The sequence below is a fragment of the Intrasporangium sp. DVR genome (assembly GCF_040365325.1).
GTDB lineage: Bacteria > Actinomycetota > Actinomycetes > Actinomycetales > Dermatophilaceae > Intrasporangium.
In genome coordinates this window covers 1-15,046 of sequence record NZ_BAABZW010000004.1, presented here as the reverse complement: position 1 = coordinate 15,046, position 15,046 = coordinate 1, and the positions used below count along the sequence as shown (strand labels likewise).

At 67.3% G+C, this 15,046-nt stretch carries 16 protein-coding genes, 1 tRNA gene and 1 pseudogene; 6 read left to right on the top strand and 12 right to left on the bottom strand.

The features are described from left to right. Positions 1 to 100: 100 nt before the first annotated feature. Positions 101 to 1,930: a phosphoenolpyruvate carboxykinase (GTP) gene (locus ABWV20_RS04160; protein WP_353353565.1), complete on the bottom strand. Its 1,830-nt coding sequence runs from the start codon at positions 1,928 to 1,930 to the stop codon at positions 101 to 103. A gap of 460 nt (positions 1,931 to 2,390) precedes the next feature. On the opposite strand from ABWV20_RS04160, the gene ABWV20_RS04155 reads away from it, so the two are divergent. Beyond that, positions 2,391 to 2,463 (top strand) — tRNA-Arg (locus tag ABWV20_RS04155). 139 nt (positions 2,464 to 2,602) lie between these two features. Here ABWV20_RS04155 and ABWV20_RS04150 read toward each other — a convergent pair. Genes ABWV20_RS04150 through ABWV20_RS04120 form a run of 7 tightly spaced genes read right to left on the bottom strand, consistent with a single transcriptional unit; the run spans position 2,603 to position 8,357 of the window. Continuing rightward, positions 2,603 to 3,739, bottom strand: a complete 1,137-nt coding sequence (locus ABWV20_RS04150) for a tyrosine-type recombinase/integrase (RefSeq protein ID WP_353353564.1) — start codon at positions 3,737 to 3,739, stop codon at positions 2,603 to 2,605. Further along, positions 3,736 to 3,912 carry a helix-turn-helix domain-containing protein gene (locus ABWV20_RS04145; protein ID WP_353353563.1) on the bottom strand — a complete coding sequence of 59 codons (177 nt, stop codon included), beginning with the start codon at positions 3,910 to 3,912 and terminating at the stop codon, positions 3,736 to 3,738. Before ABWV20_RS04145 ends, ABWV20_RS04150 begins: the two co-directional genes overlap by 4 nt. A gap of 36 nt (positions 3,913 to 3,948) precedes the next feature. Continuing rightward, positions 3,949 to 5,490, bottom strand: coding sequence for a replication initiator (locus ABWV20_RS04140; protein ID WP_353353562.1), 1,542 nt, complete (start codon positions 5,488 to 5,490; stop codon positions 3,949 to 3,951). A 5-nt stretch (positions 5,491 to 5,495) separates the two neighbouring features. Beyond that, positions 5,496 to 5,888 (bottom strand): WhiB family transcriptional regulator, encoded by a 393-nt coding sequence (locus ABWV20_RS04135; RefSeq protein ID WP_353353561.1) that lies wholly within the window; start codon positions 5,886 to 5,888, stop codon positions 5,496 to 5,498. After that, positions 5,885 to 7,486, bottom strand: a complete 1,602-nt coding sequence (locus tag ABWV20_RS04130; RefSeq protein WP_353353560.1) for an FtsK/SpoIIIE domain-containing protein — start codon at positions 7,484 to 7,486, stop codon at positions 5,885 to 5,887. Before ABWV20_RS04130 ends, ABWV20_RS04135 begins: the two co-directional genes overlap by 4 nt. Then, positions 7,486 to 7,923 (bottom strand): hypothetical protein, encoded by a 438-nt coding sequence (locus ABWV20_RS04125; RefSeq protein ID WP_353353559.1) that lies wholly within the window; start codon positions 7,921 to 7,923, stop codon positions 7,486 to 7,488. The genes ABWV20_RS04130 and ABWV20_RS04125 overlap by 1 nt, the downstream gene beginning before the upstream one ends. After that, positions 7,923 to 8,357: a plasmid replication, integration and excision activator gene (locus ABWV20_RS04120; protein ID WP_353353558.1), complete on the bottom strand. Its 435-nt coding sequence runs from the start codon at positions 8,355 to 8,357 to the stop codon at positions 7,923 to 7,925. The genes ABWV20_RS04125 and ABWV20_RS04120 overlap by 1 nt, the downstream gene beginning before the upstream one ends. A 131-nt stretch (positions 8,358 to 8,488) precedes the next feature. Between ABWV20_RS04120 and ABWV20_RS04115 the strand changes: the two genes are divergently transcribed. Continuing rightward, a complete protein-coding gene (locus tag ABWV20_RS04115) occupies positions 8,489 to 9,265 on the top strand; it encodes a GntR family transcriptional regulator (protein WP_353353557.1) in 777 nt (258 codons plus the stop codon). After that, positions 9,262 to 9,930, top strand: a complete 669-nt coding sequence (locus ABWV20_RS04110) for a 2'-5' RNA ligase family protein (protein WP_353353556.1) — start codon at positions 9,262 to 9,264, stop codon at positions 9,928 to 9,930. The genes ABWV20_RS04115 and ABWV20_RS04110 overlap by 4 nt, the downstream gene beginning before the upstream one ends. Here the strand turns inward: ABWV20_RS04110 and ABWV20_RS04105 are convergent. Genes ABWV20_RS04105 through ABWV20_RS04095 form a run of 3 tightly spaced genes read right to left on the bottom strand, consistent with a single transcriptional unit; the run spans position 9,927 to position 11,544 of the window. Beyond that, positions 9,927 to 10,481, bottom strand: coding sequence for a hypothetical protein (locus ABWV20_RS04105; RefSeq protein WP_353353555.1), 555 nt, complete (start codon positions 10,479 to 10,481; stop codon positions 9,927 to 9,929). The genes ABWV20_RS04110 and ABWV20_RS04105 overlap by 4 nt on opposite strands. Next, positions 10,475 to 10,753 carry a hypothetical protein gene (locus ABWV20_RS04100; RefSeq protein WP_353353554.1) on the bottom strand — a complete coding sequence of 93 codons (279 nt, stop codon included), beginning with the start codon at positions 10,751 to 10,753 and terminating at the stop codon, positions 10,475 to 10,477. Before ABWV20_RS04100 ends, ABWV20_RS04105 begins: the two co-directional genes overlap by 7 nt. Then, complete coding sequence (locus ABWV20_RS04095) at positions 10,753 to 11,544, bottom strand: TIGR04255 family protein (RefSeq protein WP_353353553.1); 792 nt, start codon at positions 11,542 to 11,544, stop codon at positions 10,753 to 10,755. The genes ABWV20_RS04100 and ABWV20_RS04095 overlap by 1 nt, the downstream gene beginning before the upstream one ends. A 269-nt stretch (positions 11,545 to 11,813) precedes the next feature. Here ABWV20_RS04095 and ABWV20_RS04090 point away from each other — a divergent pair, with 269 nt between their 5' ends. The 3 genes from ABWV20_RS04090 (at position 11,814) to ABWV20_RS04080 (ending at position 14,155) form a co-directional block, all read left to right on the top strand. Then, positions 11,814 to 12,749 carry a restriction endonuclease gene (locus ABWV20_RS04090; RefSeq protein ID WP_353353552.1) on the top strand — a complete coding sequence of 312 codons (936 nt, stop codon included), beginning with the start codon at positions 11,814 to 11,816 and terminating at the stop codon, positions 12,747 to 12,749. 324 nt (positions 12,750 to 13,073) lie between these two features. Then, positions 13,074 to 13,514, top strand: coding sequence for a DUF4429 domain-containing protein (locus ABWV20_RS04085; protein ID WP_353353551.1), 441 nt, complete (start codon positions 13,074 to 13,076; stop codon positions 13,512 to 13,514). A 359-nt stretch (positions 13,515 to 13,873) separates the two neighbouring features. Next, positions 13,874 to 14,155, top strand: coding sequence for a helix-turn-helix domain-containing protein (locus ABWV20_RS04080; protein ID WP_353353550.1), 282 nt, complete (start codon positions 13,874 to 13,876; stop codon positions 14,153 to 14,155). A gap of 526 nt (positions 14,156 to 14,681) precedes the next feature. Here the strand turns inward: ABWV20_RS04080 and ABWV20_RS04075 are convergent. Further along, positions 14,682 to 15,046 (bottom strand): annotated as a pseudogene (locus ABWV20_RS04075) (transposase); the annotation flags it as partial.

Genomic DNA, 15,046 nt, shown 5'->3' with positions numbered 1-15,046 from the left:
ACACGGCCGCAGGCTCCTGGGAACGGTGGAGGGCCCGGCGCCTCACGGCACCGGGCCCCGCATCACGTCGTCCGATCCCACCGGCGGGTCGGACCACGGCTCACTGCGCGGTGTTGAGGCGCGCCTTGAGACCGTCGAACTCGGCCCAGAGCTCCGCCGGGAGCTCGTCGCCGAACTTGGTGAACCACTCCTCGATGAGCGGCAGCTCGTCGGCCCACTCCTCCGGACGGACGGCGCCCGCCTTGGCGAGGTGCTCCTCCGTCACGTCGAGGCCGTCGATGTCGAGGGCACCGGGCGCCGGCACGAGACCGATCGGCGTCTCCACCGCCTCGGCCTGCCCCTCGAGCCGGTCGACGATCCACTTGAGGACGCGGCTGTTCTCGCCGTAGCCCGGCCACAGGAAGGAACCGTCCTCGTCGCGGCGGAACCAGTTGACACCGTAGATCCGCGGCAGCTTGGACGCGTCGGCCTGCTTGCCGATCTCCAGCCAGTGACCGAAGTAGTCGGTGGCGTTGTAGCCGAGGAAGGGCAGCATCGCCATCGGGTCACGGCGGACGACGCCGACGGCACCGGTCGCCGCAGCGGTCGTCTCGGAGGACAGCGTGGCGCCGACGAAGGTCCCGTGGGTCCAGTCGCGCGACTCGTAGACGAGGGGGACCGTCGTCTTGCGACGACCGCCGAAGAGGATGGCCGAGATCGGCACACCGTCCGGGTTGTCGTACTCGGGGGCCGCGATCGGGCACTGGGCGATCGGCGTGCAGAAACGGCTGTTCGGGTGGGCGGCCGGCTTGCCGTTCTTGCCGTCCTCAGGCGTCCAGGACTCGCCGAGCCACGACGTGAGGTGCGCCGGCGTCTCGTCGGTCATCCCCTCCCACCAGACGTCGCCGTCGTCAGTCAGGGCGACGTTGGTGAAGACCGAGTTGCCCTTCTCGATCGTCGCCATGGCGTTCGGGTTGGTCGACTCGCCGGTGCCCGGGGCGACACCGAAGAGGCCGGCCTCGGGGTTGACCGCGTAGAGCCGGCCGTCCTCGCCGAACCGCATCCACGCGATGTCGTCGCCGACCATCTCCGCCTTCCAGCCGGGGATGGTCGGGTCGATCATGGCGAGGTTCGTCTTGCCACACGCGCTCGGGAACGCTGCCGCGATGTAGTGGACCTTCCCCTGCGGGTTGGTCAGCTTGAGGATGAGCATGTGCTCGGCCATCCAGCCCTCGTCGCGGGCCATCGCACTGGCGATGCGGAGCGAGTAGCACTTCTTGCCGAGGAGGGCGTTGCCGCCGTAGCCGGAGCCATAGCTCCAGATGGTGCGCTCCTCCGGGAAGTGGACGATGTACTTCGTGTCACTGCACGGCCACGTGACGTCCTGCTGGCCCTCCGCGAGCGGCGCGCCCACGGAGTGCAACGCCGGCACGAACTCGGCGTTGGTCTCCTCGAGCTTGCGCAGCACCTTCTCGCCGCAGCGGGCCATCACGAGCATCGACACCGCAACGTATGCCGAGTCGGTGATCTCGACGCCGAACATCGGGATCTTGGCGTCCAGATGGCCCATGACGAACGGGATGACGTACATCGTCCGTCCCTGCATCGACCCGCGGTACAGGTCGGTCATGATCGCCTTCATCGCGTCCGGCGCCATCCAGTTGTTGGTCGGGCCGGCGTCGCGCTCCTCGACGGAACAGATGAAGGTGCGGTCCTCGACGCGTGCGACGTCAGAGGGGTCGGAGGCGCACCAGAAGGAGTTCGGCTTCTTGTCCTCGTTGAGCCGCACCAGGGTGCCTGCCTCGACGAGCTGGTCGGTCAGCTCGGTCCACTCCTGCGGAGTGCCCGTGATCCATTGGATGTCGCGCGGCTGCGTCAGCTCGGCGACCTCGTCCACCCAGGCCTGGAGGCCCGCATGGGTCGTCTGTCGAGTCTTCGGTGTCGTGGTCAACTTGGCCCATCCCTTCACGCGGTGTCCGGAGCACCGCGTCCTGCCGGCGGCGTCCACCCTGCAGTCCGTCGACCCCGGCGCTCGCGCACGGGCCGAGTGTCCGCATGGTGAACAAATGACGTGATGGAATCACGGTACCCAGCGCTGACGAGCGGGACTGACCACGGTTTGGGGGCCAAACGGTGAGACCAGTCACAACTGCGTGATAGTGCAAGGAAATTGACAGCCCTTTGTCGATTTCTTGCATCGTTTGCCGTGGCGCCGGCGGCCGTGGGGCGCCTTCGAGGTCGATGCGTCCCCTCGACGCGACGCATCCGGCTTGACGAACCCAGCCGGATCCGAGGGGGGGATCCGAGCGTGAGCGAGCCCAGCGGCATACGGCCGCGTCGGTTCGCTCGATTTCGTGGTTGCGCCACCGAGGCGCTAAGGTGACTTTTCGTCCGCCCGAGTGGCGGGCACTGCACCCGTAGCTCAACGGATAGAGCATCTGACTACGGATCAGAAGGTTAGGGGTTCGAATCCCTTCGGGTGCGCTCTGTGTTGAGACAGAGAACAAGGCCCTGACCAGCGGAAACGCCGGTCGGGGCCTTGTGCTTTGCGCCCTCCGGTCCAGGAAGAGGGGGGCCACTGACAGCAACGCTGACAGCAACCGGGCCGCACAAGCATGCCGGATCACGGTCCGAACACCCCGTCCAGGGCGTCCGCGGCCGACCGTAGCGAAGAGGGCATGACGTGCCCGTAGAGGTCAGTCGTCATGCTCAACTGCGTGTGACCCAGCAGCTCCATGACGACCCGAGGCGAGACCCCTTGCGCGAGCAGCAGCGACGCGCACGTGTGCCTCAGGTCGTGGAAGCGGATGCGCCGGACGCCGGCGCGCTCTATGGACTGATCGAGGAGCCGGTTGAGGTTGCGAGGCTCGATGACCGTCCCGCGTCTGGTGGCGAAGACGATGCCCGGGTCCTGCCACCGTGACCCTGCCTCCTCGCGCTCCGCCGCTTGCGCTGCCCGGTGGGCCTTGAGGGTAGCGACGAGCACGCGGGGGAGTGGCAGCGTGCGACGACTCCGACCCGTCTTGGGCGAGCCGGTGACGAGGCCGATGCCCTTGCCCAGCCGCTGGACCGTGCCTCGCACGCGAAGGGCGCGTGCGTCGAGATCGACGTCCTCCCAGCGCAGGGCCAGCAGCTCACCCTTGCGCAGGCCCAGTGCCACCCCGACCGCGAAGAGCGCGTGCAGCCGATGGTCCTCGAGCGAGGCCAGGAACCGGTGGGCCTCCTCCGGTGTCCACGGCACGACCTCCTGCCGCTCGACGCGAGGCCCCTTGACCAGAGCAGCCACATTGCGGTGCACGAGCTGATCCCGCTCGGCATCGGCCAGCATGGACCGCAGGACCGCCCGAGTCAGCTGCACGGTGCGAGCGGACACGCCCATGTCGGCCACCGAAGTCAGCAGGTCGCGCACATGCTGAGGAGACAGCGTGACGAGGCGAACGCGACCTAGCCGCGGGTACACGTAGCGATTGAGCACCCACGCGTAGTTGCTGACCGTGGCCGGCTTGAGGCCCGAGGTGCCCAGGCGGGACACCCAACCGGTGCCGAAATCCTGCACCGTCACCGCGATAGGAGCAGCGGGGATGTGCTTCTGGTTCAGGCCCAGCAGTTCGGTGACCTTCGCCGAGGCCTCCGCGCGCGTCTTGCCGTACACCTGTCGTCGCTGCCGACCGCCGTCCCGGTTGTAGACGTAGACCGCCCCAGTCCAGCGACCGTCCTGGCGCTGGTAGATCGATCCCTCCCCGTTGGCGCGACGGCTCACGCTGCATCACCGCCCTCTGCCTCTGTCAGCCGCTCGACGTAGTCCCGCAAAGCAGCGAGCGGGATGCGTCGACACCGACCGATCTTGACGCTCGGCAGCGCGCGCAGACGAACCAGGTCGTAGACCGCGGACCGTCCGATGTTGAGCAGGTCCGCGGCCTCCTCGACTCTCAACAGCAGCTTCTCTTCCACATCGAATCCCCGTGCTTCTCAGTTGGTTTGGTGGGCTCTGGTCTCGGCGCGCCATTGGGCGTACTCGCGGGCGCGGGCGGCGGCGGCTTTGGCGAGTTCGGCGTCGCCGTCGGTGTCCCAGCCGGAGCCGGCGTAGGACCATTGGCCGATCACGAGGGTGGTCTCCTCGTCCTGGTCGGTGAGGAGGTCGTCGAGGTCGCGGACGTCGAGCGGGACGCCTTTCCGGTTGGCGTCGGCGAGGCGGCGTTGGAAGGTGGTGCGGGCTCGGCGGAGCCGTCCGAGGGTGACGCTGTAGCGGCGGGACTTGGTCGAGAAGTGGCCGCGGAAGCCGAGCATGCGCCGCCACTTCGCCAGGAGCCCGTACGGCTGGTCCCGTAGCGGGGTGCCGTCGCTGTTGGCGTCGTGGAGGATGCGGTCGCAGACCTCGTCGAGGGTGACGCGCAGGCGTCGCCAATGCGGGTTGTCCGCGTGGACGGTGTCGCCGGCTGCTTTGGTGGCGTACTTGGCGAGGTAGCCGGCGACCTGCTCGGGGGCGAGCTCATTGTCGGGGTCGTCGGTGCGGTGCCTGGTCTTGATGGGGCGGGCGTCGACTTGGCGTCCGAACCGCAGCCGCCTGGTCACGTCCCCCTCAAAGAGGGGTGGGGCGTCGAAGTGGACGGCTTCGACGGCCTGCTCGACCACCTTGGCGAGGAAGGCGGCAGTCGCGGCGTCGGGGGCGGGCGCAAACCCGTCATCGGTCTTGGGCCCGTCGAGGCGGATCAGGGCGTGGAAGTGGATGAGGCCGCGCTGTTGGTACTCGGCGACCTTCGCGTACTGCAGTGTGACGACCTCACCGAGGCGGGAGGCGGGGACGCCGAGGTGCTTGGCGAGGATGCGCCTAACGGTGATGGTGAACCGGCGCCACAGCTCAGGCGCCCACCACTGCCAGACCAGGTGCCCGCGGTAGTCGTAGCAGTCGCTGCAGAACGGTTGACCGAGGACCTCGTCCCCCTCGGCGTGCGTCGCGTGACACATGGTCGGTCTGGCGTGCTCACACAACCGGTCCTGACTCTTCGCGGTGTAGGGCCGGCACTTCCGCCCGTTGCGGGTGCCGTGCACGAGCCCGAACGAGGGCGCGGTGAGCGTCGCGAACACCAGCGGGTTGTCGCTGACGTGCGCGGGGACGCCCTTGCCTCCGGTGACCCCGGCCCGGATGAGGTGGAAGGTATCGGCGGCGTAGACGCGGGAGCAGGAGGGGCATTCGGAGGCGCGGCGGTTGCCGCAGCGCACGTGCAGCACCCCGAGCGGCAGGTCGTCGCTGGCGAACGTGGACACCGCCGCCCCGGTGGTCGTGTCGAAGGTGGTCGAGGAGCCGCGCAACCGGATCGGGCGGGCGCAGTGGCCGACACCAGCGGCGGCCTCAGCCCAGGCGGTGAAGTCCCGGGAGACGAGGCGGGCGACGACTTGCCGCTCGAGGTCGGGGGTGAGGGCAGGCAGGTCCAGCCCGGCATCCTCCCCGAACCCCGGGAACGCGCCCCGAGGCTCAGCGAGGGTTGTCGGGCTGGGCCGGTCCGTCCTCACGCCCATCAGGCGGCCCCAGCCACCGGACGCGAGGAACGACGTGAAGCCAGGGTCTCGTCGAGGACCGCACCGAGGGTGTCACCTCTCCGCAGCCGACGAGCCAGCGAGGCGCGTTCGGTGGAGGTCGTGCCGCCGTAGATGCCGTACTCGTCGCCGAACACCAGCGCCGAGGCGAGGCACGTCCGCTGCACCGGGCATACCTGGCAGATCGCGGCACCCCGGCTCGTCGACGTCTGGGCGTAGTCGTCGAGCCACAAGGCGGAGGGAAGGTCCCGGCACGCAGCCTTCTCGTGCCAGCGCGTCGGGTCGAGTTCGGCCAGGGTCGGGCCACCGGTGCGGTCGACCCACCGCTGCGGGGTGCCGTAGCCGCGCCGATTCGACCGGTCGTAGGTGCTCACGCTGCCTCACCGCCAAACCCGGACGAGTCAGCCGTCTTGGGTTGGCGCGGCTTCCGAGGTGCGCGCGGCTTCCGCGGCCGCGCAGTCGACGAAGGCCCACTCGACGGCGCGTGGACGGTCCGCAGCGGAGCCCCCTCGACCGGCTCCGCCTCGACGAGCGACACGGGCACCTCGACGAACGGAGCGGGGTGCCAGGTGGCCACGTCGCGCACCAGCTGATCCGGCCAGAAGTCCGCCCGCACCTTGTCGGCGGACCCGTCCTCCTCGATCACCCACGCCGTGCCCGGGGCCGAAGGCGAGATCCGGTGCGCGGGCGCGGTGGTCGCGGCGCCGTCGCCGAGAACCATCCGCGTCTCCTCGGCGGACCGGAGCCGGAGCGCGATGGTCTGGGTGAACAGGTTCCGAAGCCCGATGACCTCCTTGCGCGGGTCCTGCACGCACGCCAGGACAACGACGCCAAGGGCGCGGCCTTGGGTCAGGACCTCGGCGAGCAGCCGGCCCGCCTCCTTCCTCACCTCCGGGTCGGCGTAGGCGGTCAGGATCGCGAGCTCGTCGATGGCCAGCACGTGCAACGGCTCGGAGGGGGTCGGTTCGTGGAGGCGGGTCTGTCCGGCCATCCACCGTCCGCGTTCGTCGATCACCGCCAGCAGTCGGGACAGCACCTCGACCGCCTGCCCCGGGGTGGTCGCGACCTCGGTGAACAGGTGCCGGCCCATGCCGACCTCTACCCCGCGTTTCAGGTCGACCCCCCACAGGCGAACCATCCTGGCGCGGACAGCGGGGGCGAGGCCTCCGCAGACTCCCCAGAAGACCGAGCCCTTCCCCGAGCCGGAGCAGCCGACCACGAGGGTGTGCCGCCCCACGAGCGGGAGCACCCACGGCGTCCCGTCCTGCCGTCTTCCCACCGGAACGGCCTCGACCGTGACGTCGACGGGTGCGGCGGCTTCCCTGGTGGCTTTGAGCCGATCGGCCATGACCAGGACGTACTCGACCGTCGACGGCGACAGGGCGCGGCACCGGAACGACCGGGCCCGGGCCGCTGCGGCGAGGGCTGGTGCGGCGTTCTCCAGGTCCTCGACCGTCTGCCCCGTCCTCGCCCGCACCGTCAGGGTCAGGGTGACGCCCTTCGCGGTCGTGGAGCAGAGCCGAGGGTGGACCCACACCTTCGGCAACGCCGGGGCCGGCTTTGACGTGAACGTGTCAACAACCCGGCCGGTCATCGTGCGGCGCTGTTCGCGCTGGACCGACAGTCCGCACTCACGCGCCAGGAAGGCCCACCGCCTGCGGGCCCACAGCAGCCACCCGAGCCGGGACGACGGTCCCGTGACCACCCGCTGATACGAGCCGGGCGACACGTGGGACCACACCGCCGACAGGAGCGCCGGGACGAGCCAGGCGAGGAGCAGCACCCGGACAGCAGCAGGCTGACCGCCCGGGAGCAACCGCACGAGGAAGCCCAGCGCAGTGACCCCGACGACGTAGCGCAGGTGCCGGTCCGTCCACCGTGCCACCCCGAGCCACACCCTCCACACGAAGACGAGACTGTGGCGCAGGCCGGCCCGGGCGGCGGGTCCGACGGTGGCCGTCGCGGTGCTCATCAGGCCACCGCCTCAGCAAGCACGTCCTCACCCTCGTCGAGCGGGGCGGGTTCGAGGTGTGAGCCGAGCAGCGTCAGCGACACCGGCACCTCGAGGGAGGCCGCGACGGGTTCGGTGAGCCAGCCGGTCCACCGGGACTCGACAAACAACGAAGCGTTGTACCGGGCCGGGAAGGTCCGCGACAGGCCTGCCCCGAGGCCGAGCCGGTTGCCGACCTCCGCGGCGACCTGATCGTCCTGGCAGTGCAGACGCACCGTGACGCACTGCTGCAGCTCTGGCGCCATCGAGGAGCCGCGTGGGGGTGGGACGGTGACCAGGTCGCGCTCCACCGACAGCGACAGGACCGGCACCGGCCCGAGCAGCCCTTCGAGGAGCAGCACTGCACGGGTGACCTCGGCCAGGTCGAGCGGCGGGTCCGTGACAGACTCGGGGCGCATCACGCGGCACCCTTCGCCTGACCCTGGCCGGTGCCGGTGGCGACCATCGACTCCGCGCGGAACGACCACGCCACCCGGGCCCGACCCGTCGAGGTCTCCTCGACGTACGCCAGCGCGGTCAGGCCGACGAACTCCACCGGCGTCCACGGGAACGGCGTCTTGTTCTCGGGCGGGACCGGCTGCTGCTTCGCCAGCAGCTTTACCGTCACCGCGGTGTCCTTCTTGCCCGCGAGCTCGTCCGCGTCCAGGACCACGACCTGCCACACCAGCAGGCCCGTCTCCGGGTCCACCTGCTGCGCACGCGACCCGTCCGGGCGCTTGTCCGCGTTGAAGTCGAGCACCGGCTCGACCGGACCGTTCTGCCCCGCCTTCAGGTAGGCGCCTTTCGGGAACACGTCCCCGAACCCGACCTTGAACCGCTTCTGCATCGCCATGCCCAACTCCTCAGGTCATGCACTCCTCTTTAGGAGCGCTTCCGCGATTAGATCACAGTCGGCCCGATTGATGTCAAGTCCTCTTAAGGACTAATCTCGATTGAGATTGAAACGACCTGAGGACGACGCACATGAGCGACACCGGGGCACGACTGCCCAAGTACCACCGCATCGCAGACGCGATCCGAGACGAGATCCGCGCCGGGTCCCTCAAGCCAGGCGACCGGCTCCCCGCCGAGACCGCTATCGCGACGACCCACGGCACCAGCGTTCCCACGGTCCGCCAGGCGATGAGCGTCCTTCGCGCCGAAGGGCTCGTCGAGTCACGGCACGGCATCGGCACCTTCGTCCGCGACACCCACCGCAGGCAGCGCCGCTCCCGCAACCGGTACGGCGAGGCCCGCGGCCGAGAGGGCCTGCTCAACAATACGTTTCGCCACGACATCACCTTCGCCGGCATCGAGCCAGCCCCTGACTACGTCGCCGACTGCATGAGCGTGGAACCCGGCACCCAGGTCGTCGTCCGTCGCCGACGTCTCTACGACGAGGCGGGCCGACTGGCCGAGATCGGCGCGAGCTACCTCCCCCGCTCGGTCGCCGAAGGCACCTACCTCCAAGAGCCGGCTGTCGTCCCGAAGGCGCTATTCCGCTGCGTCGAGGACCTGACCGGACGCCGCTACGCTGACGCGCTTGACCAGGTGACCGCCCGTCGCGCGACGGATGCCGAAGCCGACGCGTTCGGGTCCTCGCTCGGCGCATACGTCCTGCACCTCGTACACACGGCCACTGACGAGGACGGCGACGTGCTCGAGGTTTCCGAGTCGATCTGGCCCGCAGACCAAGTCGTGTTCGTCGACCGCTACCCGATCCCCTCCCAGGCCACCGGTGAGTCGGGCTCGGACCTGTGACCACCGAGGACGCGACGCCCCCAGTGGACCCGTACGCGGACCACGACGAGATGGCCAACCACTGGTGGTGGCGGCCCGGGTGGAAGGTGGGCACCCGCTTCTTCGCCTGGCACATCACCCTCGACGGCCAGGACGAGCTGCACCAACTGATCGACCAATACCAAGAGGCACTGAGACCATTCCCGACGCTCGACCCCATCCCCAAGGAGTGGCGGCACATCACACTGCAAGGCCTCGGCCACGTCAAGGACGTCAGCGACCAACAACGCCACGACGCCGTCCAAGCCGTCGCAGAACGTCTCGCCAAGCTCGACCCCATCGAGTCGACCTTCCAGCGTGCCGTCATCTTCCGCGAAGCCATCGCCCTGCCTCCCAGCAACCCCGACGCGTACACACCCCTCCGCAACGAGATCCGCGCCGGCATCACCGACGCATGGGGCTGGTGCCCCGAAAGCGCCACGGGCTTCCGTGCTCACGTCTCGGTCGCCTACAGCAACGGGCGGGCGAAAGCAGCAGCCATGCAGCAAGCGCTGATTAACGCGGGGCCCGTGGAAGCCGCCACGCGATTCGCCGAGGTCTCGCTCATCCGCATGAACCGAGACCAGCACATGTATCAGTGGACAACCATGGACGAAGCGCCCTTGTGGACAGCGAGTTCCGATTAAGCGTTTTCCCTTGCCATCGGAGCTCTGCGAGTCCAAAACGCATTCATCTTATCCTTGAAGAGTTCCACATGACAATCACTAAGTCTGGCAATCCTCCTATGCGAACTTCTCCCTGATAGCCGAGTATCAATCACATTGCCGGACTCGTCCCTAACATCTATCAGGGTTGGATCAAAGATCGCTGCTGGCAGCGTGAATGGCTGCGAAAGGACGACGAACGCCTCGAAGTCGTGCTCGGGCAGATGTCCCAAGTACAGGACTTCGGATGGATTCAGGTCTCGCGCATACGAGCGCAGCGCCAACTGCTTCTCGCGCTCCTGGGCCGCTACGTTTTGCAGCGGAAGAAAGTTGAGTCGCTCAATCCTGAGATGACCCAGGCGAGACTTCTTGTCCAGTGCGCAGCCGTGGGTGATGAGCAACGCGGGCGACTCATTGTCACCCTCAAATTCGCCATTAGCAGGCAGAGGCACAGAGTAGAAGACGTCGCCCTGAGCGAACCAATCGTCAGGAGGCACGAGGAGCGGCGGCAGGTTGGCGGCCCCTGTCACCATGACAAATCGTCGTCAGACTCTTCGTGCTCGCGAAACTCGAGATATTCAATCCCCCGATCCTGAAGGTCGAATTCGACCCGACGCCAAGGAACGAGACCAGTCCCTCGATGGAACGCATCTTTCGCCACCTCGAGCCGGATCTCTTCGCGCCAGAATTCGCTTCCCTGCAGGCCGCCCCGCACCGACTCAGAAGACACATAAACTGCTAGAAGTGGTTCGTCAAAGTCGGAATCTGGACGACGCACCTCGGCACGCTGCATCATGACTGGCATCAGCGAATCAACCCCCTAGTCGCGTCAGTTATGCATGCTTCAAACACATAGTTCTTCAAAGTCCGGAGGTCCGCCAGATGCGGCGCCAACTGCGAATCTGAATCACCGCCAGTCAGGCCGAAATCAACGTCCCGCCAGACATCGAGATCGAGCACCAGCGACGTAGTCGCCGGCTTTTCAGGCTGAACCAGCGTAGAAATGATCCTAGCCTGCGCATCATGTCCAAGTAGAGGGACATCCACCTGAAAGAAGTAGCCCGTCATCATTTGCGGCAGGTACGGTGAAATGTCAACAGCAGTCCGTACGTAGTCCTTGATCTCGACCGACTGCTTTTCGATATCAATGCGGTTGATCATCCGGACCCCGACCCGCGACACCGCGCCAGCGGAAACAGTCTTCTGATAGCGCTCCAGATGCTGAAGGGCTTCGGCAATGAACGATTCCCACCGGTCATAGGGGCGAAGCCACGAGAAGGACAACAAGTCCACCCGCGCCCGCACCGCGCGCCTGCCATCATGCCGCAGCGCGCGGTACCCGACCAGCCTCTGCTCGGCGGAACTGACGAATTGATCCCCTTCAAACGCGATTTGTCCGCTTACGTCGTATTCTTTCGCAACGTTCGAATACCCCTCGCAGCTCACGACTTTCTCGAGCTGATCTACGAGGGCTGGATCCACACCGACCACTCGGATCTCGAGAATCGCTTCTTGGATGGGCGCGTTGCTGTAGTGCTGCGGATCAGGGACAGTCAGGCCCAGTTCCGCCATGTAATCGCGGCGTGTCGCATCCATGGACCTTGCACCTCCCTCGAAGCCGACCTGTCCAACCGTACAACGCGAATCTAGCGGTAACCGTGCCCGACCGCTCTGCAGGGCGCGAAGCCGTGAGGAGTTTCTGTACTGGCTCAAGCGCGCCTCGGGCGCGAAAGCAGCGCGGGGCCCCGCGATGGGGACCCCGCGCTCCGGCGCTAGCGCGCCTACGCGCACCCCACCGCACCCCGCGCACCTACGTACGTCGATAGGCTCGCGAGAGTCACCGACAGACAAGGAGGTCCTCGGCCGTGGCCGTCCCGAGCTACGAACAGATGATGCGCCCGACGCTCGAGGTGCTCGCCGACATGGGCCCCCTCGCCTTTCGCTCCCTCGTCGACCTGGTCGCCGAACGCATGCAGATCACCGAGGACGACATGGCCGCCACGATCGACAGCGGTCAGTCCGTGGTGGTGAACCGCGTCGGCTGGGCGGTTACCTACCTGGTCCAGGCCGGGGTGATCAAACGACCCAAGAGGGCGTACGCGGAGGTCACCGAACGGGGACGTCAACTCCTGGCCACCGTCCAGGGCCCGATCTCGAACGCGGACCTCGCGCAGTTCGAGGAGTTCCGCGACTTCAGGCAGCGCAGCAGACGCAAGCCCAAGCCAGCGCCAGGTGACGACCCCGCCACGCTGCACGACATCGATGAAGAGGGGACTGACGGCGATACGCCCCAAGAAGTTATCTCGCAAATGGTCGCCACCGTGCACGGGGCACTGGCTGGTGAGCTTCTCGAGCGAGTCATGGACCTCACACCCATTGCCTTCGAGCAGCTTGTCCTCCGACTGCTCGGCGCTATGGGCTACGGCGCATCCGGCCAGATCGAGTCGACGGCGGAGTCCGGTGACGCCGGCATCGACGGCGTCATCAGCCAAGACCCACTCGGGCTCGACAGGATCTATGTGCAGGCGAAGCGCTACTCGCGTGACCGCACCATCGGTAGGCCGGCCATGCAGGCGTTCGTCGGAGCCCTCCAGGGCCAGCAGGCCGACCGCGGGGTGTTCATCGCAACTTGCGCCTTCACCAGGGACGCACTGACCTACGCGGACCGGGTCGGAGTTCGCATCATCCCGATCGACGGGATCCGCCTCGCGGAACTCATGCTCAAGCACCGCGTAGGGGTGCAGCCCGGATACGTAACGACCCTGCTCCGCCTGGACGAGGACTTCTTCGAGACCCTCTGAGCGGACAACGTTGACTCCGAGCCGCCGCCCCGACGCTTCACTGTCCGCACGCCTACGGACCGCGTCAAGGGCGCCTTCGGCGTCGCTGACGCGATGGCCTACGGCCACCCTTGACCCGGCGACTCCGGCGCGCTGTCCTGCTCCGCTATCGGTTCGGTGGCTCTCCCTGGCACAGGCTGAGCCCAAGGCCGCCTCGCGATACCGACCCGGATTAGGCGAAACACTGACAACCCACCCAACAAGGTGTTCAATACTCAACGAAGTATGCGATGACGCGACAAGAGGTGGGGATGCTTCATGGAGGTCAAGGGTCACAACGGGACTGTGGAGTTCGACGGTGACTTCGTGACGATCAAACGCACGGGCTTCCTCGCGCGGGCGTCCGTCGGGAAGGGCGAGAAGCGCATCCCTTTGAGCTCCATCACAGCAGTCCAGTGGAAGCCCGCGGGGCCGGTGATGAACGGCTTCATCTCCTTCACGGTGGGCGGTGGCAACGAGACGAGGTCCCGCTTCGGATCGCAGACCTCTGATGCCGTCAAGGACGAGAACAGCGTCATCTTCGTCAAGAAGCAGATGCCTGAGTTTGAGACGCTGCGCAGCCAGGTGGAGGAGGCTATGGCCGCGCGCCACCGACCCTCGGCACCGGCGCCGGCGGCCCCTGACCATCTCTCGCAGCTGAAGCAGCTCGGAGAGCTGCGCGACGCCGGCATCCTGTCGGATGAGGAGTTTGCTGCCAAGAAGGCCGAGATCCTGGGCCGTCTGTGACTTCACAACTCTGTGACCAAACCCGATCCTAAGCCGGGTGTCATTCGGTTCGAGATGTGACAGCAACCGTGACAGCAACCCGCGCGAACGACCCTCGCCGGGACCGGACGGTACAAGCGCGATGTTTGGCGGTCGCTTCCGCCCTGCCTGAGCGTGGCGGGGTGCGACGACGAGCCTACGGATCAGAAGGTTAGGGGTTCGAATCCCTTCGGGTGCGCACTGTGTTGAGACAGTAAAAGGCGGCCTGACCAGCGGAAACGCGGGTCGGGCCGCTTCTTTGTGCGGGTCCCGGGAGCGTCGCGGCCGGTTCTTGGGCCCTGAGATGGGCCCTAAGATGCTCTGCGGCGAGGATCGGTCGGGTGAGTGACACTTCCGGTGTGCTCCAGACATTTCCTGTCACGCGTGACCCTGTGCGGCCGGTCGGGCTCCTTAGGTTCAGCACGGAGACCACTGCACAGGCACCGACCCTTCTGCTGAACCTCAACGAGGTCGCCACCCACCTCAGATGCACCCGCCGAAGCGTCGAACGACAGATCGAGCGGCGCCGACTCCGGGTTGTCCGGATCGGGCGGGCCGTGCGGGTGGAGCGCGAGGAGCTGGACCGTTTCATTGCGTCGTCGCGGGACTCTGATGGCCGGTAGGCGTCAGAAGGACTCCGAGACCCACACGACCAAGTACCGCGGCAAGGATGGCCGGTGGCACGCACGGTCACGGTCGGCCGCCGGATCGACGGCCAGCTCGATCGGCGCCATCTGCAGCGCAAGACCAAGCGGGAGCTCGATGAGGCGGTGCGCGCTCCGGAGCGGGACCGGGACACCGGGAAACGGACCTGGCCTCAGGGCGAGCAGACGCTTGGCGGGTGGCTCGATCACTGGGTGACCGCAATCTTGCCTCTTTCTGTGCGATGGAAGACCCTCTCGACCTACCAGAGCCTGATGAAGGTGCACGTCATCCCGAAGATGGGTGCAGCGCGGCTCGCGGACGTCCGACCGGAGGCGCTCGAGCTCCTTTACGGACAGCTCTTGAAGGAAGGTCGTTCACCCCACGTGGTCCACGCCGTCCACCGGGTGCTTCGCTCAGCGCTGGGCGAGGCGGTGCGGCGCCACCACCTGAGCCAGAACCCAGCCACCGTGGCCCGTCCACCGCGCGTGGTCACCGTCGAGATCAGTAGGCCAGCACGTCGGCGGCCCTCTTCTTCAAGGTGCGTCCAAGGGTGATCAGCTCGGTCAACGCGGCGGGGACACCGGAACTGACCGACTCGATGACCGCGGCCATCAGCTCGCGCCCGCGGGTCCGGTCGGGTTCGCGGTAGGCGGCGATCATCCGCTGGTAGATGCCCTAGGTCGCCTCGACCTCGACGTGCTCCTCGCGGTCGAACAGGTTCTGCAGGCGGCTGGTCTGCTTGTCGGTGAGCAGGTCGGCGCCGGTGTGCAAGGTCCTGCGTGCCGTGTAGAGCGGGTCGCCCGAACGGCCGCGGTGACCGTGGATGTCCGGCTGGACCCGGCGCCGGCAGCGATCCAGGGCGTCACCGG